Source organism: Lysobacter sp. Hz25 (assembly GCF_046097045.1).
Classification (GTDB): Bacteria; Pseudomonadota; Gammaproteobacteria; order Xanthomonadales; family Xanthomonadaceae; genus Lysobacter; species Lysobacter antibioticus_B.
Genome location: NZ_CP175666.1, coordinates 81,957 through 105,939, shown reverse-complemented (window position 1 = coordinate 105,939; position 23,983 = coordinate 81,957). Strand labels below are relative to the sequence as shown.

13 protein-coding genes are annotated in these 23,983 nt (G+C 69.4%); 2 read left to right on the top strand and 11 right to left on the bottom strand.

What is annotated here, in order from left to right; genetic code table 11:
- Positions 1–206: 206 nt before the first annotated feature.
- Positions 207–1,736, top strand: coding sequence for an FAD-dependent oxidoreductase (locus ACKN61_RS00450; RefSeq protein ID WP_408951812.1), 1,530 nt, complete (start codon positions 207–209; stop codon positions 1,734–1,736).
- A 244-nt stretch (positions 1,737–1,980) separates the two neighbouring features.
- On the opposite strand, the gene folE is transcribed toward ACKN61_RS00450, so the two are convergent.
- From folE to ACKN61_RS00410, 8 genes are all read right to left on the bottom strand, one after another.
- Positions 1,981–2,574 (bottom strand): GTP cyclohydrolase I FolE, encoded by a 594-nt coding sequence (folE, locus tag ACKN61_RS00445; RefSeq protein WP_031371805.1) that lies wholly within the window; start codon positions 2,572–2,574, stop codon positions 1,981–1,983.
- Between the two features lie 236 nt (positions 2,575–2,810).
- Positions 2,811–3,152 carry a hypothetical protein gene (locus ACKN61_RS00440; RefSeq protein ID WP_408951811.1) on the bottom strand — a complete coding sequence of 114 codons (342 nt, stop codon included), beginning with the start codon at positions 3,150–3,152 and terminating at the stop codon, positions 2,811–2,813.
- A 155-nt stretch (positions 3,153–3,307) separates the two neighbouring features.
- A complete protein-coding gene (locus tag ACKN61_RS00435) occupies positions 3,308–4,990 on the bottom strand; it encodes a GGDEF domain-containing protein (protein WP_408951810.1) in 1,683 nt (560 codons plus the stop codon).
- 429 nt (positions 4,991–5,419) lie between these two features.
- Complete coding sequence (locus ACKN61_RS00430; protein ID WP_408951809.1) at positions 5,420–6,871, bottom strand: efflux transporter outer membrane subunit; 1,452 nt, start codon at positions 6,869–6,871, stop codon at positions 5,420–5,422.
- On the bottom strand, positions 6,864–10,031 hold the full coding sequence (locus ACKN61_RS00425; RefSeq protein WP_408951808.1) for an efflux RND transporter permease subunit: 3,168 nt from the start codon (positions 10,029–10,031) through the stop codon (positions 6,864–6,866). Before ACKN61_RS00425 ends, ACKN61_RS00430 begins: the two co-directional genes overlap by 8 nt.
- 231 nt (positions 10,032–10,262) lie before the next feature.
- Entirely contained in the window at positions 10,263–11,477 is a 1,215-nt protein-coding gene (locus ACKN61_RS00420) for an efflux RND transporter periplasmic adaptor subunit (protein ID WP_408951807.1), read from the bottom strand.
- Entirely contained in the window at positions 11,474–12,415 is a 942-nt protein-coding gene (locus ACKN61_RS00415; RefSeq protein WP_408951806.1) for an SDR family NAD(P)-dependent oxidoreductase, read from the bottom strand. Before ACKN61_RS00415 ends, ACKN61_RS00420 begins: the two co-directional genes overlap by 4 nt.
- Positions 12,412–12,651, bottom strand: a complete 240-nt coding sequence (locus tag ACKN61_RS00410; protein ID WP_161786098.1) for a DUF2798 domain-containing protein — start codon at positions 12,649–12,651, stop codon at positions 12,412–12,414. Before ACKN61_RS00410 ends, ACKN61_RS00415 begins: the two co-directional genes overlap by 4 nt.
- 448 nt (positions 12,652–13,099) lie before the next feature.
- Between ACKN61_RS00410 and ACKN61_RS00405 the strand changes: the two genes are divergently transcribed.
- Complete coding sequence (locus ACKN61_RS00405) at positions 13,100–14,254, top strand: LysR substrate-binding domain-containing protein (protein WP_408951805.1); 1,155 nt, start codon at positions 13,100–13,102, stop codon at positions 14,252–14,254.
- An 832-nt stretch (positions 14,255–15,086) separates the two neighbouring features.
- On the opposite strand, the gene recD is transcribed toward ACKN61_RS00405, so the two are convergent.
- The 3 genes from recD to recC are packed head-to-tail and all read right to left on the bottom strand — an operon-like array spanning position 15,087 to position 23,892.
- Positions 15,087–16,949, bottom strand: a complete 1,863-nt coding sequence (recD, locus tag ACKN61_RS00400) for an exodeoxyribonuclease V subunit alpha (protein WP_408951804.1) — start codon at positions 16,947–16,949, stop codon at positions 15,087–15,089.
- Positions 16,946–20,515, bottom strand: a complete 3,570-nt coding sequence (locus tag ACKN61_RS00395) for a UvrD-helicase domain-containing protein (protein ID WP_408951803.1) — start codon at positions 20,513–20,515, stop codon at positions 16,946–16,948. Before ACKN61_RS00395 ends, recD begins: the two co-directional genes overlap by 4 nt.
- Positions 20,512–23,892 (bottom strand): exodeoxyribonuclease V subunit gamma, encoded by a 3,381-nt coding sequence (gene recC / locus ACKN61_RS00390; RefSeq protein ID WP_408951802.1) that lies wholly within the window; start codon positions 23,890–23,892, stop codon positions 20,512–20,514. Before recC ends, ACKN61_RS00395 begins: the two co-directional genes overlap by 4 nt.
- Positions 23,893–23,983 lie beyond the last annotated feature (91 nt).

The following is a 23,983-nucleotide window of genomic DNA, read 5'->3' as shown; positions in this document are numbered from 1 at the left end:
CCTTTTGCAAAGGGGGGAACGGCGGTGGAACATCAGTCAGTGCCGTACGGGTCGCGCGAACATCCCGCGTCGGCGCACCTCCATCATGACAAACGGGTACTCCTCCCCCCTTTGAAAAAGGGGGGCCGAGGGGGATTTGCTTCTGATCTTTCTTTTGCAGCCCCAGCCACGACGCCACGACAACGCAGCCAACGGGGCCGCCACTCATGAGCAAGAAGTCCGTCTTCCAATTCCGTGATGCCTCGCGCGAGATGCCCACGCGCATCCCGCTGCAACTGCGCCTGGACGGCGACTGGGGCGAGCTGTACGGCCGCTTCGCCGAAGCCGAAGCCAAGAAGCAGGCCGGCCGTTGCCTCGATTGCGGCAATCCCTACTGCGGTTGGGCCTGCCCGCTGCACAACTACATTCCGAACTGGCTCGAACTGGCGCGCGAAGGCCGCGTCCACGAAGCCGCGGCGTTGTGCCACGAGACCAATCCCCTGCCCGAAATCTGCGGCCGCGTCTGTCCGCAGGATCGTCTGTGCGAAGGCAGCTGCACCCTCAACGACGGTTTCGGCGCGGTCACCATCGGCGCGGTCGAGAAGTACATCGTCGACAGCGCCCTCGCCAGCGGCTGGCGCCCCGACCTGTCGGCGGTGAAGCCCAACGGCCGGCGCGTCGCCATCGTCGGCGCCGGCCCGGCCGGGTTGTCCTGCGCCGACCGCCTGGCCCGCGCCGGCATCCAGGCGGTGGTGTTCGACCGCTACGAAGACATCGGCGGGTTGCTGCACTTCGGCATCCCGAGCTTCAAGCTGGAAAAGTCGGTGATGCGCCAACGCCGCGAAGTGCTCGAAGGCATGGGCGTGCAGTTCAGGCTCGGCGTCGAGATCGGCCGCGACCTGAGCCTGGACGAACTCATCGCCCAATTCGACGCCGTGTTCCTGGGCCTGGGCTCGTACCGCTACACCGACGGCGGCCTGCCCGGCCAGGACCTGCGCAACGTCCTGCCGGCGCTGCCGTTCCTGGTCCAGAACGGCCGCGTCGTGCACTCCGAAGGCGAAACCGTGCGTTCGCAACCGATCGCCGGCTGGGAAGACCAGCTCGAACTGCCCGACCTGCGCGGCAAGCGCGTGGTCGTGCTCGGCGGCGGCGACACCGGCATGGACTGCGTGCGCAGCGCGGTGCGCATGGGCGCGGCGCAGGTGCGCTGCGTGTACCGGCGCGACGAGGCCAACATGCCCGGCTCAGCGCGCGAAGTCGGCAACGCGCGCGAGGAAGGCGTCGAGTTCCTGTTCAATCGCCAGCCGCTGGAGCTGCTCGGCGACGGCACCGCGGTCAATGCCGTGCGGGTGGCCGAAACCCGCCTGGGCGCACCCGATGCGCGCGGCCGTCAACGCGCCGAAGTGGTCGAGGGCAGCGAATCGGTGCTCGAGGCCGACGTGGTCATCATCGCATTCGGCTTCCAGCCCGATCCGCCGGCCTGGCTGGCGCAGCAGGGCATCGAGTTGACCGACAACGGCCGCATCAAGGTGCTGGCGACCAGCGAAAGCTGCGCGACGCGGCGCAAGACCGCGGCCGGGCTGCCGTATCAGACGACCAATCCGAAGGTATTCGCCGGCGGCGACGCCGTGCGCGGCGCCGACCTGGTGGTGACGGCGGCGTTCGAAGGCCGCGAGGCGGCGGCGGGCATCGTGTCGCTGTTGAGCGCGCAGGCGCCGGTGGCGGCGCAGGACGAGCAGCTCGCCCGGGTGGGCTGAGCGCGGCTGTCGCGCCCTCACCCAACCCCTCTCCCGTCAACGAGAGAGGGGCTCGAAGGGGGTGAGGGGCTGCGATGAAGCGCAGACCGCAGTGCCTCAGCTCGTCATCCCCGCGAAGGCGGGGGTCCAAAGACCTCGACCGTTCTCGCCCGAAAAGAGCTGGATCCCCGCCTTCGCGGGGATGACGGCTGTGCGGATTCGCTGCGAATCCGGACTCGGGCAACGCATCAACGAGTGTCGCTACTCAGCGGCCCGGGCCGACGTCGATGAAGCGCAGGAACTCGGCGCGGGTGCGGGCGTCGTCGCGGAACATGCCGAGCATCTTCGAGGTGATCATGCTGACGCCGCGCTTGTGCACGCCGCGGGTGGTCATGCACTCGTGCGCGCCTTCGATGACCACGCCGACGCCGAGCGGCTGCAACACGTCCTGGATCGACTGGGCGATCTGCGCAGTCATCTTTTCCTGGACCTGGAAACGGCGCGCATAGGTCTCGACCACGCGGGCCAGCTTGCTGATGCCGACGACCTTGCCGCTCGGCAGGTAACCGACATGGGCCTTGCCGATGATCGGCGCCATATGGTGCTCGCAATGGCTCTCGAACTCGATGTCGCGCAGCACGATCATTTCGTCGTAACCGGCCACTTCCTCGAAAGTGCGGGCCAGGTATTCGCGCGGATCGTCGCCGTAACCGCTGAACCAGTCGCCGTAGGCCTCGACCACGCGCTTGGGCGTGTCGAGCAGGCCTTCGCGGGCGGGATCTTCGCCGGCCCAGCTCAGCAGGGTGCGGACGGCGGCTTCGGCCTGTTCGCGGGACGGCTTGCTGTCGTTGTCGGCCATGGTCCGGCCTCTTGCATGTGGGAGGGGCATCCTACTCCACCGCGCCGCGCACGCCGAGTGCGCGGGCGGAACGCCAGGTTGCCGTGGCGGCGACGGCCTCGCCGGACCGCAGCGGGCCGCGTTCCCGCAACCCGCCGCGAACCGCCACGGCCGGCAAAAAAAAGGTCGCCCGGAGGGGCGACCAGTAGACTCCCCGGGGGAGAGCGCCTAGGGAGCGGTGGTCATCGCGCGAGCCGTCAGCGCAGCGACCGGTCGAGTGCGTGCGGCAAGTTGCGCTCGATGTGATGCCATCCGTCGCGCACCGCCTCGCGCGCTTCGGTCCAATGCAGGCGCGAGCTGGCGCGGTGCCGGTGCCATTCGCGTCCCAGTTCGTCCTCGACCTCTTCGAAGCGGCGCCCGCCGCGCTCCAGATAAGTGTCGTAGCCGTAACGGTAAGCGGGTTCGTAGTCGGGCCATTCGCGTCCGGCGCTGTAGTACGCGGCGAAGCGGTACTCGCGGTGGAAGTGCTCGCGGTATTCGCCGGGGTCGATCGCCTCGGCCACCGCCGAACCGACCTCCTTCGCGTCGAGATGTTTCATGGCCGCCATCGGATCCCAGGAACGCCACACGCGTCCTTGACCACCAAGCTAGGCCCTGATCCATGCAATGCAGGTGAAGATCGCGAGTAACGGCGCCGAAATTCAGCGAACGGTGGCGCCCGGCTCAGCACCGTCAGCGCCGCGTGAGGGCGAAATCACTCCGCCGGCAAAGCCGTCGCGAGGTCGCGCCCCTGGGCGACGCTGACCGCGTTGCGGCCGGCGACGGTGGCGCTGCGCAAGGCCTGGCGCACGCGCTCGAACAGTTCGGCGACTTGCTCGCCGCGCTGCGAGATCGCCAGGCCGATGCTCACGCTCATGGTGATTTCGTGGCCGTCGATGCGGAACGGACGCTGGGCGAAGGTGTCGGCCAGGCGACGCGCCAACAGTTCGCATTCGACCCGTTCGCATTCGCTGACGATGCCGAAGCAATCGCCGGCCATGCGAGCGATGGTGTCGTCGGGCCGCAACACCCCGCGCATGCGCGCCAGGGCCTGCTGCAGCAGGGCGTCGCCGACCGCGCGGCCGTAGCGCGCATTGACCTCGCCGAAGCCGTCCAGGTCGACCAGCAACAAGCCGTAGGTATTCACGTTCAGGCTGCCCGGCGAAGACCAGGCCTCGAGCATCTGTTCCAGCACCTGGGCGTTGAGCGCGCCGGTCAGCGGGTCGCGTTCGACCGACTGGCGCGCCAGCAGCAGGATGCGGTGGCGGTTGGCGGCGTGCTGGCTCAGGGCCAGGGCGAGCACCGCCGACTCCAGCACCGCGGTCAGGGCCAGGCCGCGTTCGGCCCATTCGGCGTCGCGCAGGCCGAGCGCATTCGCGGCGAGCGCGGCGGCGAACACCAGCATCGGGGTCCAGCCGAGCAGGTAATAGCCTGCGTAGGGCGCGCCCTTGCGCCAGGCCGCGACCGCGATCACCAGCATCAGCGGCACGCCGAGCAGCAGCAGCAGGTTGCCGCCGATGTACCACCAGCCGTAGGAATGCTCGCGCATGATCACCAGCACCAGCAGCCAGAACATGTTGGCCCACTGGATCGCGCGCAGCACCCAGGCGGTGCGCGGCATCAGCCGCGGCAGGTCGAGGAAGCGCAGGCTGAAACCGAGCTGGAAGATCGTCGCCAGGGTCGCCAGCGCCCAGCCGATCGCCGGTTCGCTGGCCAGCCCGGCCAGCCCCCACATCTCCGAGGCGTCGCCGGACAACAACAACAGATAGGTCGCGATGCAGGCCAGGTAGGCGCCGTAGCCGAGATAGACGAAGTCGCGGAACGCGACCCACACGCCGACCATCGCCACCGCCATCAACATCATCGCGGTGAAGGCCGCGGCCATGAAGCGGGCGTCGCCGCGCTCCTGCCGAGCCAGCTCGGGGATGCTGGCGAACGACAGGCGGATCTCGCTCATCGCCGCGCGCCCCTTGATGCGCAGATAGGCCACCGAGGACGGCGGCCAGCCGTTCGGCAGGGCCAGCACCCAGCCGCGGCGCATCAGCGGCACGCCGCCGTGTTCGGCGTCCTCGACTTCGCGCGGACCGGCACCGGGCGGGTAATACAGCAAGGGGCCCATCGCGCGCGGACCGCGCAGGACCAGCAACTGGCCTTCGTACTTGCCGATCGCGCGCTGGCTGGTCAGGCGCAGCCAATAGCCCTCGTTGCGGCGCGGCAGGCTGAAACGGATCGATTCTTCGGGCCGTTCGGCGACCAGTTGGCGGATCACCGGGGCGCCGACCGGCGGCGCCTGCAGGTCGGTATCGGTCAGCAGGACCTCGACCTTCAACGATTGCGCGGCGGCCGGCAGACAGGCGCAGGCCAACGCGATCAGCAGCGCCCACAGGCCTATGCGCATACCCGGATCCGCTCCCGAACCATGAAGCTGCGCAGTCTAGCCCGAGTCGGCGTGGGTCGGCATGGCCCGCGGAAACCTCATGGGACCGGCATCGGATGCGCAGCCTTGGCCGCGATGGGGCGCAGGATCGGCGTAGAAGTGCCGCGCCCGCCGTTCCGTCATCCCCGCGAAGGCGGGGATCCAGGGCTCTATCGCGACAGAACTCTGAGGTCTCTGGATCCCCGCCTGCGCGGGGACGACGAGCTGGGGGGTCCGCTCCGGTCTCCGCCAGAGCCGCTATGCCACGCTAGAGCGTCGGCAACCGATACGGAAACTCCAGCCGGTCGCACGACCGGCTGGAGCGAATAAAAAGACCGACGACGGGTCGCGGCGAATGAGAGGGGAAGGGAGCCCCGCCGCGCCCGTTTTATCGTCGGTCAAGGGGAACCATCAACGCTGGGCCACGCCCTCGCGCACGGGCTCGCGGCCCGGCCAACCGCCGGCCATCGCCTTGTACAGCGCGATCGCACCGGTGACGCTGCGGGTGCGGCCGTCGGCGAACGCATCCTGGGCCTGCAGTTGGGTGCGTTCGGCGTCGAGCACTTCGAACAGGTCGGCGGCGCCGGCCTCGTAGCGCACGCGCGCGAGTTGGGCGGCCTTGGCGCTGTCGAGCGCGGCGCGTTCCAGGTGCTGGTCCTCGACCCGCGCCCGCGCATAGCGCACGAGGGCGTTCTCGGTGTCTTCCAGCGCCAGCAACACGCTCTGCTGATAGCGGGCGAGCTCGCCTTCGGCAGTGGCGTCGGCGGCCTTGATGCGCGCGCGCACGCGGCCGATGTCGAGGAACGACCAGTCGATGCCGAGCGCGACCAGGCGGGTTTCGCTGGCGCGTTCGAACAGGGCGCTGGTGTCGATCGCCTGCGAACCGATCAGGCCGCTGAGGGTGAAGCGCGGGAACAGGTCGGCGGTGGCCACGCCGATGCGCGCGGTAGCGGCGTGCAGGCGATGCTCGGCCGCGGCGACGTCGGGACGACGGCGCAGCAGCTCGCCCGGGGTGCCGGCATCCAACCTGGACGGCAGCGCCGGCAAGGCCGAGGCCTCGTCGAGGGTGGCGATCAGCGCGTCCGGGGTCTGCCCGGTCAGCACCGCGAGGCGGTGCTGGGTGACCGCGACCTGCGCTTCCAGGTTCGGCACCCGGGCCAGGGTCGCTTCGAGCTGGGCACGGGCACGCGAGGTATCGAACTCGGTGCCGCGGCCGGCGTCGAAGCGCGCCTGCACCAGGCGCAGGGTTTCCTTCTGGTTGTCGGCGTTGACGCGGGCGACGCGCAGGCGCTCCTGCAGGCCGCGCAGCTCGACATAGCTGCGCGCCACTTCGCCGACGATCGACACCTGCATCGCCTGCAGGTCGGCCGCGCCGGCCCAGGCTTCGGCGCGCTCGGACTCGATGTTGCGGCGCACGCGGCCGAACAGGTCGAGTTCCCAGCTCGCATTGGCCTGGACGCTGTAGCTCTCGTTGTCGCGCGCCGAGTTCGACGCGCCCGGCATCTGGTCGGTGCTCGAACGCGATTCGCTGCCGCTGGCGCTGCCGGTGATGGCCGGGAAACGGTCGAACTTGGCGCCCCGCAACAGGGCGTTGGCGCGGTCGTAATTGGCCAGAGCGATGCGCAGGTCGTGGTTGGCCGACAGCGACTCCTCGACCAGCCGCGTCAGCAACGGGTCGTTGAAGCTCTGCCAGAACTCGGCATTGGCGTCGGCCACGGCGCTGCCGTCGGTGGCGGCGGCCGCGTCGGTGCGGGCGAACGCGTCCGGCGTGGCCAGGGTCGGCCGGACATAGTCCGGACCGACGGCGCAGGCGGCCAAGGCGAGCGTCAGCACGGCCACGGCGGGAAAGGTCAACTTACGCATGGATCTTCTCCAGAGGAGTGTGTTCGCCGTGCGACACCAGCTTCTGGCCGACCAGCTTGCGCAGGGCGACGTAGAACACCGGGGTCAGGAACAGGCCGAACAGGGTCACGCCCAACATGCCGGCGAACACGGTGATGCCGGTGACCGAGCGGATTTCCGCACCGGCGCCGTGCGACAGCACCAGCGGCACGGTGCCGGCGATGAAGGCGATCGAGGTCATGACGATCGGACGCAGGCGCAGGCGGCAGGCTTCCAGAGCGGCCTCCACGATCCCCTTACCCTGCAGTTCGAGTTCGCGGGCGAATTCGACGATCAGGATCGCGTTCTTGCACGCCAGGCCCATCAGCACGACCAGGCCGACCTGCACGAACACGTTGTTGTCGCCGCCGGTGAGCCACACGCCGGCCAGGGCCGACAGCATGCACATCGGCACGATCAGGATCACCGCCAGCGGCAGGGTCCAGCTTTCGTACAGCGCCGCCAGCACCAGGAAGGCGAGCAGGATGGCGAGCGGGAACACGATCAACGCGGCATTGCCCTGGCTGGCCTGCTGGTAGCTCAGGTCGGTCCATTCGATTTCCATGCCGTGCGGCAGCACCTTGGCGGCCACGTCCTTGACCACGTCCATGGCCTGGGCCGAGGACATCACCCGCGGATCGACGTCGCCGGCGATGTCGGCGGCCGGGTGGCCGTTGTAGCGCAGCACCGGGTCGGGACCGAAGGTCTGCTTGACCGTCACCATCGAGCCGATCGGCACCATTTCGCCGCGGTCGTTGCGGGTGCGCAGGTTGGCGATGTCCTCGACGCTGTCGCGGAACGAGCCGTCGGCCTGGGCGATCACCTGCCAGGTGCGGCCGAACTGGTTGAAGTCGTTGACGTAGGCCGAACCCAGGTAGGTCTGCAGGGTGTCGAACAGATCGGTCAGCGGCACACCCTGCGCCTTGGCCTTGACGCGGTCGACTTCGGCGTCGAGCTGCGGCACGTTGGCCTGGTAGGTCGTGTTCGCATAGCCCATGCCCGGGGTCTGCATGATCGTGCCCTGGAACGCACTGACCGCGTTCTGCAAGGCGCCGTAACCCAGGTTGCTGCGGTCTTCGATGAACAACTGATAGCCCGCGCCGTTGCCCAGGCCGAGGATCGGCGGCGGCATCAGGGCGAAGGTGAAGCCTTCCTGGAAGCCGGCGATCTTCTGGTTGAGCTCGGCGGTGATCTCCACCGCGGTCCGGTCGCGCTCGCTGAACGGCTTGAGCGGCAGGAACGCCACGCCGGTGTTGGGCGTGTTGGTGAACTGCACCGCGTTCAAGCCCGGGAAGGCCATGGTGTTCTGCACGCCGTCGACCTTGGCGGCGACATCGGTGACCTTCTTGAGCAGGGCATCGGTGCGTGCGATCGACGAACCTTCAGGCAGCTTCACCGCGGCGATCAGGTACAGCTTGTCCTGCAGCGGGATGAAGCCGGCCGGCACGACCTTGAACATCAGGCCGGTGGCGACCAACAGCACCGCATACACCACGAACACCGCGCCGCGCTTGCCCAGCGTGCGCGAGACCGCGCCCTGGTACTTCTGCGAACTCGAAGCGAAGAAGCGGTTGAACGGACGGAACAACCAGCCGAACAGGCGGTCGATCAGACGCGTCGGCGCATCCTTCGGCGCGCTGTGCGGACGCAGCAGACGCGCGGCCAGGGCCGGCGACAGGGTCAGCGAGTTGATCGCCGAGATCACCGTCGAGATGGCGATGGTCACCGCGAACTGCTTGTAGAACTGACCGGTCACCCCCGACAGGAAGGCCATCGGCACGAACACCGCGCACAGCACCACGGCGATCGCGACGATCGGGCCGGACACTTCCTTCATCGCCTGGTGCGCCGCGGCCAGCGGGGTCAGGCCTTCTTCGATATTGCGTTCGACGTTTTCCACCACCACGATCGCGTCGTCGACGACGATGCCGATCGCCAACACCAGGCCGAACAGGCTCAGGGTGTTGATCGAGAAACCGAGCAGATACAGCGCGGCGAAGGTGCCGACCACCGACACCGGCACGGCCAGCAGCGGGATGATCGAAGCGCGCCAGGTCTGCAGGAACAGGATCACCACCAGCACCACCAGCGCGATCGCTTCCAGCAGGGTGGTGACCACCGCCTTGATCGAATCGCGCACGAAGATGGTCGTGTCGTACACCGCTTCGTACTTGATGCCCTCCGGGAAGCTCTCGGACAGGCGATCCATGTTGGCGATCACCTGCTCCTGGATCTGCAGCGCGTTCGCGCCCGGCGACTGGAAGATACCGATGCCGACCGCGTTCTTGCCGTCGAGCTGGGCGCGCAGGCTGTAGTCGCCGGCGCCCAGTTCCAGGCGGGCGACGTCGGACAGACGGACGATTTCGCCGTCGCTGCCGCTCTTGACCACGATGTTGCCGAACTCTTCCTTGCTTTGCAGGCGGCCCTTGGCGTTGATCAGGGTGAGGAAGTCGCTGTTCGGCATCGGGTCGGCGCCGAGCTGGCCGGCCGAGACCTGCACGTTCTGCTCGCGCATCGCGCGCAGCACGTCGCCGGCGGTCAGGCCGCGCGAGGCGATCTTGTCCGGGTCGAGCCACACGCGCATGGCGTAGTCGCCGCCGCCGAAGATCTGCGCATCGCCGACGCCGGACAGGCGGGCGAGCTGGTCCTTGACGTGCAGACGGGCGTAGTTACGCAGGTACAGGGTGTCGTACTTGCCGTTCGGCGAGGTCAGGTGCACCACCATCAGGAACACCGGCGCCTGCTTCTGGGTCGTCACGCCTTGCCGGCGCACGTCCTCGGGCAATCGCGCCAGCGCCTGGCTGACCCGGTTCTGCACGCGCACCGCCGCGTCGTCCGGGTCGGTGCCCGGCTTGAAGGTGACGGTGATCGCCAGCACGCCGTCGGAACCGGCGACCGACTTGATGTACATCATGTCTTCGACGCCGTTGATCGCTTCTTCAAGCGGCGTGGCGACGGTTTCGGCGATGACCTTCGGGTTGGCGCCCGGGTACACCGTGCGCACCATGACCGAGGGCGGGATGACTTCGGGATATTCGCTGATCGGCAGGATCGGTATCGCGATCAGGCCGGCGGCGAAGATCACGATCGACAACACCGCGGCGAAGATCGGCCGATCGATGAAAAATTTGGAAAAGTCCATGACGGATTCCTTGGTGCGGCGTTGAGCCGCATGATTCCCGGGCCCACGCCGTGGGGACGTGGGCCTTGATTGCTTCGAAACCCTGAGCGCGTCCGGGTCTGCTCGTCGTTCCCGCGCATGCGAGAACCCCGGGGACGTCGAACGTTCTCGCCCGAAAGGCCCCGGATCCCCGCGTTCGCGGAGATCACGAGTGCGGGCTTCGCGGTTTCTTACCTTCGAACGCCGCCGCGGTTATTTCGCCCCGGCCGTGCTCGCGACCTGCGGGCCCGGTGCCGGCGCGCCCATCGCGATGGTCTTCGGCGCCACCGGCATGCCCGGGAAGAACACCTTCTGCACGCCGTGGACGATGACCTTGTCGGTCGGCGCCAGGCCCGATTCGACCACGCGCAGCCCATCGATCATGCGGCCGAGCACGATGTCCTTGCGCAGGGCCTCGTTCTTCGGACCGAGCACGTAGACGTACTTGCGGTCCTGATCGGTGAGCACGGCCTTGTCGTCGACCAGCATGGCCTTGAAGTCGCCGGTGCCTTCGAGCTGGACGCGCGCGAACAAACCCTGGGTGAAGATGCGGTCGGTGTTGTCGACCACCGCGCGGGCGCGGATGGTGCCGGTGCGCGGGTCGACCTGGTTGTCGGTGAAGTCGACCGTGCCCTGGTGCGGATAGCCGGCCTCGTTGGCCAGGCCGATGCGGACCGGGTTCTTGTTGTCTTCGCGCTCGCCCTTGCGGGCCAGCTCGTTGTAGCGCAGGTAGGTCTGCTCGTCGCTTTCGAAGTAGACGTACATCGGGTTCTGCGAGACCAGCGTGGTCAGCTGGGTCTGGTCGGCCTGGGCGAGGTTGCCCACGGTGACCAGGGCGCGACCGGCGCGGCCGCTGATTGGCGCACGCACTTCGGTGAAGGTCAGATCGAGCTGGGCCGAAGCCACCGCGGCTTCCGCGGCGCGGACCGAGGCGTTGCCCTGGGTGGTCGCGGCGCGGCGGGTCTCGAACTCTTCGCGCGAGATCGCCTTGGCCTCGACCAGGGTCTGGGCGCGCTTGTCCTGGGTCTGGGCCAGGCGCGCTTCGGCGCGCGCGCGTTCCAGTTCGGCCTGGGCGCGGTTGAGCTCGGCGCGGTAACGGCGCTGGTCGATCACGAACAGCAGATCGCCCTTCTTGACCTCCTGGCCTTCCTGGTAGGCCACGCGCTCGACGTAACCGCTGACGCGGGCGCGCAATTCGACCGATTCCACCGCGGTGACGCGGCCGGTGAACTCGTCCCACTGCCGGACCTGCTTGCTCAGGACCTGGGCGACGCTGACTTCCGGCGGCGGCGGTGCGCCTTCGGGGGTGGCGGCCTGGCTGCCGCAACCGACCGCGGCCAGGGCAATGACGACGCTCGCGGCCAGCGCGAGCACGGAGAGCCCGACGCCGGCGCGGCCGGAACGGGCGAAGTAGTTGCTGGTGCTCATCGGGGGGTGGGTTCCTGTTTGGGATTCTTGGAGGTCAACGACTTCAACAGTGCGCGCGCGTCCTGCAGGCAGCGTTGCGCGGTTTCGTCGGCGGTGCTGTCCGGATCTTGCGAACACGCATCGGTTGAAGCCGATTTAGGGGTCGGACGGGCGGTGGTGGGATAGGCGGGGGCACCGGCTGGCGGACGGCTGGCGGGCGCTGAGGGGACGCGCGCGGCGCGCGGCGGCAACTGCGGCGGCGGTGCGACGCGCGAGGCGTACGGCACCACCGCATGCGGCGGTTCGCTGTCGGCGTCGTGGTCGATCAGGGCCAGCGCGCGCTGGCCGACCGACAGGGCGCTCGGCCATTCCGGGCAGGCGTTGCGTTGGTTGAACTCGGTGCACACCGGCGTATCGACCGCGAGCAACTGCACGCGGACCGCCAGCTGGCGCGCTTCGTCGTGCAGCACGCGCGCGAGCATGCGCAGGGCCGCGGCACCGATCGAACGGTGACCGTAACCGGCCCAGGGATGCTCGCTGCCGGGACCGCCGATCAGCACGTAGGTGCCGCCGCGATCGTGTTCGGCCAGCAGGGGCAGCAGATGGCGCGCTGCGGCGAGGTGGGGGAGGAGATCCTCGTCGAGCTTGCGGCGCAGGAACTCGGCCGGGTTGTCGAGCAGACGGCCGCGTTCGGCGCTGCCGCACACCGCCGCGACCACGCCGGCCAGGGGACGGCCGAGTTTGCGCAGGGCGCGGGCGAGCTTGGCGCCGGCGGGGTCGTTGCTTACCGAACCGGCGATCGTGGTCAGGTCGGCGTGGGGGAAGCTGGCCTTGAGCACTTTCAGTTCGCTGGCCTGGCGGGCGACCGCGATGACCGGCCGGCCGCTGTCGAGGGCGGCCTGGACGACTCCGCGACCGACACCGCCGGTGGCACCGAGTACAACCAAAGGGGCTTTCATTGTCCCGCTCCCGGGACTTTCTCTCCCGTCATCGGGATGATCCCATGACGAGTGTCATTCCCGGAATGACCCCGGGTGTAATGTGCCAACACCGCGCTGACGGCCGGCAACAACAGCATCGCCGAGGGCAGCGCGATGATGAAGGCCAGCACCCAGGCCAGCATCCAGGCCTCTTCGGCGCCTTGCGCCAGGCCTTGGCGGAACACGACCACGGCCAGCCCGATCAGGGCGGACATGGCCACCAGCATGAGTGGGAGAAACGCGAATCGGGCTTGTCGGGGGCTCAACATGGCGGGGGGCCTCGTGTCGATCTGCGGCAAAGAGTAGAGAGATGGACGGCACTTGATTAGCCACTGATTCAGGGAATAATTGTCCCGACATCGGGCCAATGCCCTCTCTGCCTCCTTGAATGTCCCACGGCCGGCCCCAGACATGACGGCAGGGACGTGGGAGACGCGGGGATCGAGCTTGCTCGCAGCCCGCGACGATGCCGTTACTGTCGCCGCCGCCGTCCCGCCCGGGCAGTGGAGGGGGTCAGCAAGGCGCCATGACAGCCGTCACCCGCAACCGCACCTGCTACGCACATCGAGTTTTTGAACTGACGAGAACCCCCGCGAGGCCGGTGCAAGGCGCGTCGCGCGGCAGGCTCCCGTTCGATCCACACCCCTACGGAGGCCATTGCCCATGGCTCACGATCTCAACGACACCCTGATCTTCGTCAAGGTGGTCGAGAGCGGCAGCTTCATCGCCGCCGCGCGCGTCCTGCGCCTGCCCAAGACCACGGTCAGCCGCAAGGTCCAGGAACTCGAAACCCGGCTCGGCGCGCAGCTGCTGCATCGCACGACCCGCAAGCTCGGCCTGACCGAGGCCGGCAACCTGTACTTCGAGCACTGCCAGCGCATCGCCCGCGAACTGGACGAGGCCGAGAGTGCGGTCGGCCAGCTGCAGGGCGGCCCGCGCGGCTGGCTGCGCATCACCGCGCCGTATTCGGTCGGCATCACCTGGATCGCGCCCTTGCTCGGCGAGTTCCATGCGCGCCATCCGGAAGTGCGGGTGGAGATGAACCTCAGCAACGACACCGTCGATCTCATCGACAAGGGCATCGACGTGGCGCTGCGGGTCGGCGACCTGCCCGACTCCAACCTGATCAAGCGGCGGCTGGCGATCTTCCGCACCCAGATCTACGCCAGCCCGAACTACCTGGCCCGCCACGGCGAACCGCTGCACCCCGACGACCTGCGCCATCACCGCACCCTGGCGATGCCGAAGTCGCGCCGCAACAACGAATACGTGTGGACGCTCAACGACGGCGAGCGCAACGTCGACTACGTGATCGACCCGGTGATGGTGGCCAACGACCCGGGCCCGCTGCGCGGCGCCCTGCTGTGCGGCGAAGCGCTGATGCTGGCCGCCGACGTCACCGTCAAGGCCTTCGCCGAACAGGGCTACGTGCAGCGCGTGCTGGCCGGCTGGACCGGCCCGGAATACGAGTTCAACGCGGTGTTCCCGCGCGGGCAGGTGCAATCGCCCAAGGTGCGGGCCTTCGTCGACTTTTTGGTCGAGCGCCTGAACTTCGACGCCGACTACATGCAGGTGCTGTGCCCGGACGCCAAGCGCTTCCGCAAAGCCTCCGAAGAAGCCGAAGCCGCGCTCGCCCACGGCCTGGCCAAGGAAGCCAACGACCAGCGCACCATCGCCGTACCGGTGGTCGAAGCGATCGAGGCGATCGCCGAAGCCGTCGACCTGCGCGGCAAACCGCCGGTGCGCGCCGGCAAAGCGGCCGAGGAGCCCGCGCGCAAGGACGACACCCCGAGCGACGAGGACGCGGCGCTGGCGTGAGCGGGGCGCCGATCTGATCCGGATCGGCGGCGTGGTTGCGACGTCGCAGCGTGGTTGCAGGCTGCCGTTGCCGTTGCCGTTGTCGTTGTCGTTGTCGTTGTCGTTGTCGTTGTCGTTGTCGTTGTCGTTGTCGTTGCCGAGATTTTGATCTGCTTTGCCGCTTTACCGGTCAAGTGGAGACCCGGAGGGCGCCGCACAGGACGTGCGGCGTTTTCCGATAAGACAGGGACGTCTTATCGGAAAATCCCGGCGCGGGCATCGCACTCGTGGCCTGTGCCCTTGCAAGGAGAGCCCTTTTCTTTGGTTACATTTCTTTTGGGCTTAGCAAAAGAAAGTAACCCGACCGCGTAGCGGACGGAAGCTCTGCTCTTTCTTGAAGGGTTGTGCCGGAGGCCGGCAGAGCGTGGTCGCAACTTACGTCGCTCCTACAGGGGTACTTCGCACTTGCCTGTGGCTTTAATGGAAGCAAGACCAAACGATAAAAGCTTCCGCCACTAAAGCGGCGGGTAACTTTCTTTTGTCTAAAGCAACAAAAGAAAGTCACCAAAGAAAAATGCTTTTGCTCTGAATCACAGGCCCGCACGAGCGATGCAGCCGCGGGGCTTTTTCATACGGGACATCCCTGTCCCGATGAAAAACGGCCCGCATCCATGCGGGCCGCCCTCTGGGTCTTCGATTGCCTTCGCGAGTACCAAGCCGCGCACAGCAACAGCAAAGGCAAATCCCCCTACCCCCCTTTTTCAAAGGGGGGAGAGCCGATGGCGCCGCTTGAGCGAATCGGGCCTGGTGTTGACGCGTGCACCCGTTACGAACCGGCGCCGAACGAAAACCCTCACCCACCCAAGCGCCACGCCAACCCCGTCACCCGCGCCGCATGCCGCGACAACGCCTGCCTCAGCACCGGCTCGCTGGCGGCGATGTGCAGCGATTGCCGCGCCCGGGTCATGCCGGTGTAGAGCAACTCGCGCGAAAGATGACGGGCGTCCTGGCGCGGCAGTTGCAACCACACGCTATCGAACTCGGAGCCCTGGGCCTTGTGCACGGTCATCGCGAAGGCGCCGCCGTGCGCCGGCAGGGCCGAGGGATGGAAGCCCCGCACGCCATCGCTGCCACCGGCGAACCAGGCCACGGTGGTCGCCGCACTGCCGTCTTGTTCGCGCGCACCGGCCGGGCGAACGCTCGCGTCCGCGCGCAGGCAGACGCCGATGTCGCCGTTGAACAAACCATGGCGATAACTGTTCTCGGTGATCAACAACAAGCGGCCATGGAAATACGGCGGGCGATGCGCGCCAGCCAAGGCTTCCTCGATGCGTGCGTTCAACGGCGCCGCGCCCTGGCCGCCATCGCGCAAGGCGGTCAGCAGGCGCAGGCGCGCCGCCAGCGTCAGCGCTTCCAGCGGATCGGTTACGCCGGCCAGGGCGCGCCAGGTCGGCAGCAACAGTTCGCGGCCGTTGCCGCTGAGCGGGTCGTGCACGTCCTCGTGAAAGTGCACGCCGGCCAGGCGGCCGCCGCGCAACAAAGCGAGCACCGCATCGGCATCGCCGGCGCGCGTGGCCTCGGCCAACGGCGCCAGTTCCAGGCTCTCGGCCTGGCGATAGCCGCGGCGCAGATGCACCCGGTAGGCGCCGAGCGGGGTTAGGTCGGGTTGCACCGGCAAGGCATCGCCGAGCAAAGGCCGCAACCGCTCCGCGAGCGCCAACGGCAGGCCGTCGTCGTCGCCGGCGGCATCGACGATCGCGGCGAGCACGTCGCCGGCTTCGACCGAGGGCAGTTGGTCGCGGTCGCCGAGCAGGATCAGGCGCGCGCCGTCGGCCACCGCCTCGACCAACTTGCACATCAACGGCAGGTCGACCATCGAGGCCTCGTCGACCACGACGATGTCGAACGGCAGCGGCCGGCTGGCGTCGTGCATAAAGCGCGGGCTGTCGCGCACGCTGCCGAGCAGGCGATGCAGGGTGCTGGCTTCGACCGGCAAGGCTTCGCACAACGCCGCATCGACACCGTCGAGGCCACGCAGCCGCGACGCCGCCGTGCGCAGGCTCTCGGCCATACGTTCGGCAGCGCGCCCGGTCGGCGCCGCCAGCGCGATCCGCGGTGGATCCACGCCTTCGACACGGGCCTGCGCGATCAGCAACACCAGCAGGCGCGCGATGGTCGTGGTCTTGCCGGTGCCGGGGCCGCCGGTGGCGAGCAATAGCGACTGCAGCAAGGCCACCGCCGCCGCGCGCGCCTGACGGTCGTCGTCGCGCGCGTTCGGAAACAGCGCCGCGAACAACGGCGCCAGGGCCTCGAGGTCCGGCGCCGGCGGCGCCGAGGCGGCGATCCGGCGCAGGCCGGCGGCGAGCCGGCGTTCGTATTCGCGATAACGGCGCAGATACAGCAGGCCGCGCTCCAGCACCAGCGGTGCGTCGCGATGCGCGACGGCGCCGTCGGTGGGCGTCGCGATCCAACGCGAGTCGCGCAATGCCGCCAACCACTCGTCCGCGGGCGGCCAGTCGATCGCCGCATCGCTCAACAGCCACGGCTGGGCCGGATCGAAGGCGGCATGGCCGTGGGCGATCGCCTGCGAGGCCAACGCCGCCGCCGCCAACACCCAGTCCGGCGTGTCGCGGTCGAGCCGGCGCAGCGCCTGCGCCAGCGCGTGATCGATCGTGCGCAAGGCGCCTTCGCGGTACAGCGTGTCGAGCAGGCTCATGCCCCACCCCCGCGTCCTGCGAACAAGGCATCGACCGCATCGACCAACGCGCGCGCCGGCTGGTGCGCGTACAGGCCCGCGGCCGGGTCTTGGGGGTCCAGGCCGCGGCAGAACAGATAGCGCACGCCACCGAAGTCGCGGGCGTAGTCGTAGGCCTCGCCGAGGCGGAAACGCAACCAGCGGTGCAGGGCGATGGTGTAGATCAGCGATTGCAGGGTGTACTCGCTTTCGTCCATCGCCCGCTCGACGTGCGCGGCGTCGTAAGCGGGCAGGCGGTTGGTCTTGTAGTCCAGCACGTAATAGCGGCCGTCGTGGACATAGACCAGGTCGATCTTGCCGGTCATCAGGCCTTCGAGCCGGCGCCGCAGACCGAAGGCCTGGCGCTCGCGCAGCCAGCCGTGCGCATGCATGGCGTCGAGCAAGGCCTCGATCGGTGCCGATTCCAGGGCGAAGTGGAATTCCATCTCGGCGCGGCGTTCGCGCTCGGGCACCTCGCACAGACGCGCGCCTTCCGGCAGCGCGGCGGTCAGGGTCAGGCCGACCAGCGAGGCCAGCACCGGCAGGCCTTCGTCGATGTCGGCCTCGGTATAGCCTTCGGCGCGCAAGGCCGACGCCAGCACTTCGCCCTCGCCCGCCGGCTCGGCCTGGCCCGGCGTCCAATCGCGCCAGGCGGCGAAATCGACGCGTTCGAGCGCGTCGTGGACGACGTTGCCGAAGCGGCTGCCGGAGAAACGCGCATCGGCGGGCGTCAGCAAGGCCGGGGTGGTCTCGGGTTCGTCCTCGGCGCCGCGTTCGTCCAGCGCCACCAACGGCGCATCGCCACCGCTGGCCTCGTTGGTGAGTTGGGTAAAACTGTAGACCCACCAGTCGCGCGCCAGATTGCGTCGCGCGGTGCGCGCCGGCGGCACCGCGCCGGACGCCGCCGGCAACAGCGGCACGGGCGCGGCTTCGAGCGCGCCGTCGTCGATGACGATCTCGCCGGCATGGCCGGCGGCGAGCGCTTCGGGATCGGCCACCATCGCCAGCAACGGCGAGGCCGGCGCCAGATACAAGGGGCCGCTCGCCAGCCACAGCGCATGGCGCGCGCGGGTCAGGCCGACGTAGAGCAGGCGTGCGTCTTCGGAGCGCGATTCGATCGCGGCGCGTTCGCGCGCGCTGTCCCAGTCGGGCGCGCGCGGGTCGACCACCTGCGTCTGCAACTGCAGCACCCGGCCCAGTTCCGGGTCGGGGTATTCGCACAAGCGCCCGCCGCGCGGCTCGCGGCCGATCGCGATGAAGGGCAGGAACACCAGGCCGAACTCCAGGCCTTTGCTCTTGTGCAGGGTCAGGATCTGCACCCGGCGCGCATCCGACTCTAAACGCAGTTGCTGTTTCTCGTCGCTGTCGTCGGCCTCGGCGATGCGCAGGCGTAGCCAATCGCGCAGGCCGTGCAGGCCGAGCGAGCGGGTGTCGGCTTCCTGCAGGGTTTCGCCGAGCTGCATCAGGTTGGTCAGGCGGCGCTCGCCGTCGGCCAGGGTCAGCAGACGCGGCGCCTGCTCGGCGCACAGGTCGGCGATCAGGGCCAGCGGCCCGTGCCGCTGCCAACGCTCGCGCCAGCCCAGCGCGCGCATCTGCCAATCGCGTTGCCAGGGCTCGTCCTCGGACAAGCGCGCGATCGCGGTCGCATCCAGGCCGATCAAGGCGGTCGCGAGCGCGGCGCGCAGGCGGCCGCCGTCGCCGGGATGCAGCAAGGCGTCGAACAGGCTCAACACGTCCAGTGCCTGTTCGGTCGCGAACAGGCTACGCCGCCCCGCCGCGACCGCGGGGATGCCGGCCGCGATCAAGGCCTGCTGGATGCGCGCGGCCTCGTCGTGGCTGCGCACCAGCACGGCGATGTCGGCCGGCTGCACCGGCCGGCCGGCGATCTCGGCGCGGCCGTCGCGCGCATCGCGCAGCCAGGCGTGGATCGCGGCGACGCAGGCGCGGGTGGCGAGTTCGCGCGATTCCGGCGCATTCCATTCGGGTTTCTTGCGGCCGTCGTCGGGCGCGGGCAAGCGGCGCAAAGTCAGCGCCGGCGCGGTCGCGCCGTGGCGTCGCAGGTCGGCATCGGCGACCGCGCCGCCGGGCTGGACTTCGCGGAAGCGGATGCGCGGGTCTATGAAGGCCGTCTCGCCGGCCTGCGCATACAGCGCCGACACCGCCCGCAGCAGCGACGGCCGCGAACGGAAGTTGTGATCCAGCGGCGGCGCCTCTTCGGCGCGCTGGGCCGCGCTCAGATAGGTGTGCACGTCGCCGCCGCGGAAGCCGTAGATCGCCTGCTTGGGATCGCCGATCAGGAACAGCGCGCGTTCGCCGAACACCCGCTCGAAGATCCGCCACTGGCGCGCGTCGGTGTCCTGGAATTCGTCGACCAAGGCCACCGCGTACTGCTCGCGCAGGCGTTCGGCCAGCGCATCGCCGTGCGGCCCTTCCAAGGCGGCGGCGACATCGGCGATCAGGTCGTCGAAGCTCTGCACGCGGCGCACGCGCTTGAGTTCGCTCAGACGCTTGCCCGCTGCCTCGCGCACTTGGTGGACCAGGGCCACCGCCTGCGCGGCCAGCCATTGCGCGCGCAGCTCGGCGGCGTCGAGGTAAGCGGCGACGGCGTCGAACAGCGGCGACGACGGCGTCGCCGCCTCCTTTCCCTTATTCGTGCGTGCGGCCAGGGTCGCCGGCGTCAGCCGTTCGATGCGCGGGTCCAGCGCCTGGCCGGCGTCGCCGTGCGCGCACCATTGGCTCAGCAGCAGCCACAACTCGCGCGGCAGCGTCGCGCGATAGCTGTTGCCGTTGAGCACCTTGGCGGCGATGGCGGCGTCGAGGCGCGCGCAGGCCTCGTCGCCGTGCTCGACGAAGGCGGCGTTCAGCGCTTGCGCGGCCTGTTCCACCGCCGGCAAGGGGTCGTCCGACTGCAATGGCACCGGTGGCAACAACTGCGGGGTGCGCAGCAAGGGACCGAGATCGGCCGCCAGCGAAGGCGGGCCGCCCGGCCATTGCAGCGACAGCAGCTCGGCCGCGGTTGCCTCGCTGCCGAACGCGCGCCACAGGTCCACCGCGATTTCGTCGTGCAGTTCGCGTTCGCTGCCGATCATTTCCGGCGCCGCGAACGGCTGCCCGGTTTCGAGCGCGTGCTCGGCCAGCACCCGCGCGCAGAAGCCGTGGATGGTGACCACCGCGGCCAGGTCGATCTCGCGCGCCGCACGCGCCAGGCGCGCGCGCAGCGGCGCGGCGCCTTCCTGCAGAGCCTGCGCTTCGACCAGACTGCGCGTCAGCGCGCGCTCGCCGTCCTCGCCGTCGCGCGGCAAGGCCGGGTCGTCGGCGGCGATGCGCGCGGCCAGCAGCAGGCGGCGGCGCAGGCGTTCGCGCAGTTCCTGGGTGGCGGCGTCGGTGAAAGTCACCGCGAGGATCTCGCCGATGCGCAGTTCGCGTTCGATCACCAGGCGGGTGACCAGGGTCGCCAGGGTGTAGGTCTTGCCGGTGCCGGCGCTGGCCTCGATCAGGCGCAGGCCTTCCAGCGGCAGGTCCAGGAAAGGATCGCGCGCGGCGTTCATGCGCCGCCGCCTTCGTCGCGGCCGTGGACGACGGCGCCGAACACCAGCTTGGCGATCTCGCGGAATTCTTCGCCCAACATCGGGTCGCGGAACGGATCGCGCCCGCGCAAGGCCAGGCGCGCGCCGGGCGTGGTCGCCTCGCCCCAACTGCGCGGGCTGCCGTGCCACTGGCTCTCGGCCTTGCCCCAGCCGTCCTTGTCCTGGGCGGCGGCTTCGTACCAGAGCCAGCCGGCGCGCGGCAGGAACGGCAGCGGCGCGCGCAGACCGTAATCGCGCAGGCGCAGCAGGCTGCGCAACACGGCCTGGGCCTGCTGCGGCGCCAGCGCTTCGCGCAAATGCGGCCCGGGGCCGCCGTCGGCCTGGGCGAACTGGGCCAGCGGGCGCCGGTCGCCGAGCGCCGACAGCACCAGCCAGTCGAGGCCGTGGGCGATCTGCGACGGCCCGTGCAGGCTGTCGAAACGCAAACGTGCCAGACCGCCGGCGTAGACGTCGTCGAGCCGGCCGAGCAGGCGCGCATCGCCGAGGTCGAGTTCGAACGGCAATGCTTCCGCCTCACCGCTGCGCCAACGCGCGAACGCGTCGGCATAGGGCCTCACCTGCCCGAGCAAGGCGTCGAGTTGGCGCCGGCCGAGCGGGCCGGACGGCAACAGCGCGCGTGCGCGCAAGGTCGCCTGCAAACGCTCGCGATCGATGCGTCCAGCGCCGGCGATCAGGTCGTCGAACACCGCGCGCTGCAATTGTTGGCGGAACAGGCCGGGCCCGGGCAGCACCAGCGGCTCGACGTCGTCGCTGCTGTCGATCTCGTCGGGCAGGCGCAGGCCGAGGCGCTGGCGCAGGAACGCGGTCGGCGGGTCGCGCAGGAAACTGCGCAGGTCTTGATAGGTCACGCTGCCGTCGTCGGCGGCGTCGGGATCGGGCGGCAAGGGCTCGTTGAGCCAGGGGCCGATCTCGCCGCGCAGACCGAGCGCGCCGGCGTCGACCGCCGGCCGCCATTCGGCGCGGTAACTGAAACGGCGCGGCTCCGGCTCGCGCTCGCCGGCGCCGAACGCGGCCGCGGCAAACGGCTGCAGCGGTTCGCGCACCACGAATTCGTTGCGCGCCGCGGCCGGATCGGCGTGGTAACGCGCGGCCACGTCGAGCAGTTCCGAGACCAGGGTCGACGGTTCGCGCTGGCTGCCGTCGCGCGGATCGGCGCCGAGATAACTCAGATAGAAGCTGTCGGAGGCGGCACCGAACAATTGCAGGAACAGGAAACGGTCGTCGTCGCGCAGCGAGCGGTCGCCGTGGCGGCGCGCGGCGGTACCGAGTTCGGCGGCGAGCCGGTTAAGACCGCCGGCCGGGTCGCGGCGCGGGTAATCGCCGTCGTTCATGCCGAGCAGGCAGATCACCCGGAACGGGATCAAGCGCATCGGCACCATGCGGCCGAAGCTGACGCCGCCGGTCAGCAGCGGCGCGCGCGTGTCGGCTTCGGCGAGTGCGGCGCGGAAATGGCTGCGCACGACTTCCGCGCCGACCGTGCCTTCGAAGCCGGCCTTGGCGGCGTCGCGGGCGAAGCTTTCGATCAGGTTGCGCAGGCGCTCGAGGGTGCGTTGGTCGGTGGCGTCGCGCGGGCGTTCGGGCAGCATCGCCCGCAACAGGCCGAGCAGGCGGTCGGACCAGTGCGCCGGGCTCAATTCGGCATCTAGCGCACGCTCGAAGCGCGCCAATACCCGCAGCAAACGGATCAGCGCATCCAGCGCGTCCAGCGAAGCGCCTTCGAGTTCGGCATAGGGCGCGATGCCGGCGATCATCTCGTCGGGCGCGGCGCCGTCGCCGGCGGCGTGGCCGAGCAGCAGGCGGTCGAGGGCAAAGGCCCAGGTGTAGGCGTCGTCGCCGGGGGCGTCGTGGCGGCTGCGGTGGGCGGCGTCGATGCCCCAGCGCGCGCCGGCGTTCTGCAGCCAGGTGCGCAGGCGTTCGAGGCCGGCGCCGTCGAGGCCGGCCTGGTCGGCGATCGCCGGCGTCGCCAGCAGGTCGAGGATTTCGCTGAGGCCGAAGCGCGAGACCGGCAAGGCCAGCAGGCGCAGGAACACTTCCGCGAGCGGCTCGGACGCGAGCGGGCTGGCGTCGGCCAGCGCATACGGAATGAAGCCCGGCCGCCCGGCCAGGCCGCCGAACACCGCGGCGATGTGCGGTGCGTAGGGATCGATGTCGGGCGCCAGCACTGCGATCTCGCGCGGCTGCAGCGGCGGGTCGAAGCGCCGGCCCTCGGCCGAGTTCGGATCGAGCAGGCCTTGCAACTGATCGTGCAGCACCTGCACTTCGCGCAAACGGGTGTGGCAGGCATGCACCTGCAGGCTGGCGTCGCTGCGATCGACGCGTTCGCGCCACGGCGTCGCCGGCAGCGCGCGCCGATGCAGCAGGTCGCGCTGCAGGCGCTGCAACAGGCTGTCGCGCGCGGGATCGTCGTGGCGGCTTTCTTCGGGATCGGCGTAGGCGGCGATTTCGCCGGAGGGGTGCACCACTTCGTAGCCGCCGAGCACGGCCATGAAATCGCGGCCGGCCGCGCCCCAGGCCTGCAGCAGCGGGTTGTCGTCGTCGCCGAAGGCGGCGTCCTCGCCCAGACGCAGGCGTTCGGCCAGGGTGCCCAGGTCGCCCCAGTACTTGCGCGTCGGGGTCGGCAGATAGAAGTGCAGGGTGCCGGCAATCGACTGGGTCGCGATCATCCGCAGCACGTCGGGCGAGACGTTGAGGGTGGCGAAGGCGAACAAGCGTGGCGGCAGCCCGCGCGGCGGATGCGCGATGCCGGCCTCGCCCTGGAAACGGGTCAGGTAATCGTCGATGCGGCGCGCGCGATAGCGGCGGCCGGCCGCAACGCGTCGCCACAACGCCGCCTGCGGGTCGTTGCGTTCGTGGCCGGCGTCCCAGGCCAGCAGCCAGTCGCGGCGCCAGGCCTGGTACTTCTCGAACAGCGAAGCCAACTCACCCGACAACGACCACGACTTCAGCGGGTCGTCGCCATCGAGATAGGCGCGCAGCGGCGCCAGCGCCGGCTCGCGCAACTGCGCCGGTTGCGACAACACGTCGTACAAGCGCCAACGCAGGGCCTGGGCATCGAGGTCCTCGCCGGGGTGGTCGCGGTCCTGGTCGGTCGCGTTGGCATCGAGCGCGCGCTGGACGAATTCGCCCGGGGTCAGGAATTCCAGGTTCGCGGCGATGCCGTAGGCCTGGGCCAGCGTGGCCTGCAGCCAACGCCGCATCGCCACTTGCGGGATCAGGATCACGTCCGGCGCCAACAGCGGCTGCCCGGGCGCGGGCGTGCGCAACTCCTGCGCAAGCAGGCCCGCCAGCACGTCCAGCGCATTGGAATGGTAGAGACGGAAATCGGCACGCGCGGGCATCCCGCCATCTTGCCGCAAGGGCGCCGGATGCGCTGCGGCCGGTTGTGGCGTTTGCACTGGCGGGAAGACGTGCAAGAGCAAGAGCAAATCC

What these genes read in the sequence shown, in the direction of transcription:
- ACKN61_RS00450 (WP_408951812.1), top strand. Translation starts at nt 207, where the DNA reads ATGAGCAAGAAGTCCGTCTTCCAATTCCGTGATGCCTCGCGCGAGATG.
- folE (WP_031371805.1), bottom strand. Translation starts at nt 2,574, where the DNA reads ATGGCCGACAACGACAGCAAGCCGTCCCGCGAACAGGCCGAAGCCGCC.
- ACKN61_RS00440 (WP_408951811.1), bottom strand. Translation starts at nt 3,152, where the DNA reads ATGAAACATCTCGACGCGAAGGAGGTCGGTTCGGCGGTGGCCGAGGCG.
- ACKN61_RS00435 (WP_408951810.1), bottom strand. Translation starts at nt 4,990, where the DNA reads ATGCGCATAGGCCTGTGGGCGCTGCTGATCGCGTTGGCCTGCGCCTGT.
- ACKN61_RS00430 (WP_408951809.1), bottom strand. Translation starts at nt 6,871, where the DNA reads ATGCGTAAGTTGACCTTTCCCGCCGTGGCCGTGCTGACGCTCGCCTTG.
- ACKN61_RS00425 (WP_408951808.1), bottom strand. Translation starts at nt 10,031, where the DNA reads ATGGACTTTTCCAAATTTTTCATCGATCGGCCGATCTTCGCCGCGGTG.
- ACKN61_RS00420 (WP_408951807.1), bottom strand. Translation starts at nt 11,477, where the DNA reads ATGAGCACCAGCAACTACTTCGCCCGTTCCGGCCGCGCCGGCGTCGGG.
- ACKN61_RS00415 (WP_408951806.1), bottom strand. Translation starts at nt 12,415, where the DNA reads ATGAAAGCCCCTTTGGTTGTACTCGGTGCCACCGGCGGTGTCGGTCGC.
- ACKN61_RS00410 (WP_161786098.1), bottom strand. Translation starts at nt 12,651, where the DNA reads ATGTCCGCCCTGATCGGGCTGGCCGTGGTCGTGTTCCGCCAAGGCCTG.
- ACKN61_RS00405 (WP_408951805.1), top strand. Translation starts at nt 13,100, where the DNA reads ATGGCTCACGATCTCAACGACACCCTGATCTTCGTCAAGGTGGTCGAG.
- recD (WP_408951804.1), bottom strand. Translation starts at nt 16,949, where the DNA reads ATGAGCCTGCTCGACACGCTGTACCGCGAAGGCGCCTTGCGCACGATC.
- ACKN61_RS00395 (WP_408951803.1), bottom strand. Translation starts at nt 20,515, where the DNA reads ATGAACGCCGCGCGCGATCCTTTCCTGGACCTGCCGCTGGAAGGCCTG.
- recC (WP_408951802.1), bottom strand. Translation starts at nt 23,892, where the DNA reads ATGCCCGCGCGTGCCGATTTCCGTCTCTACCATTCCAATGCGCTGGAC.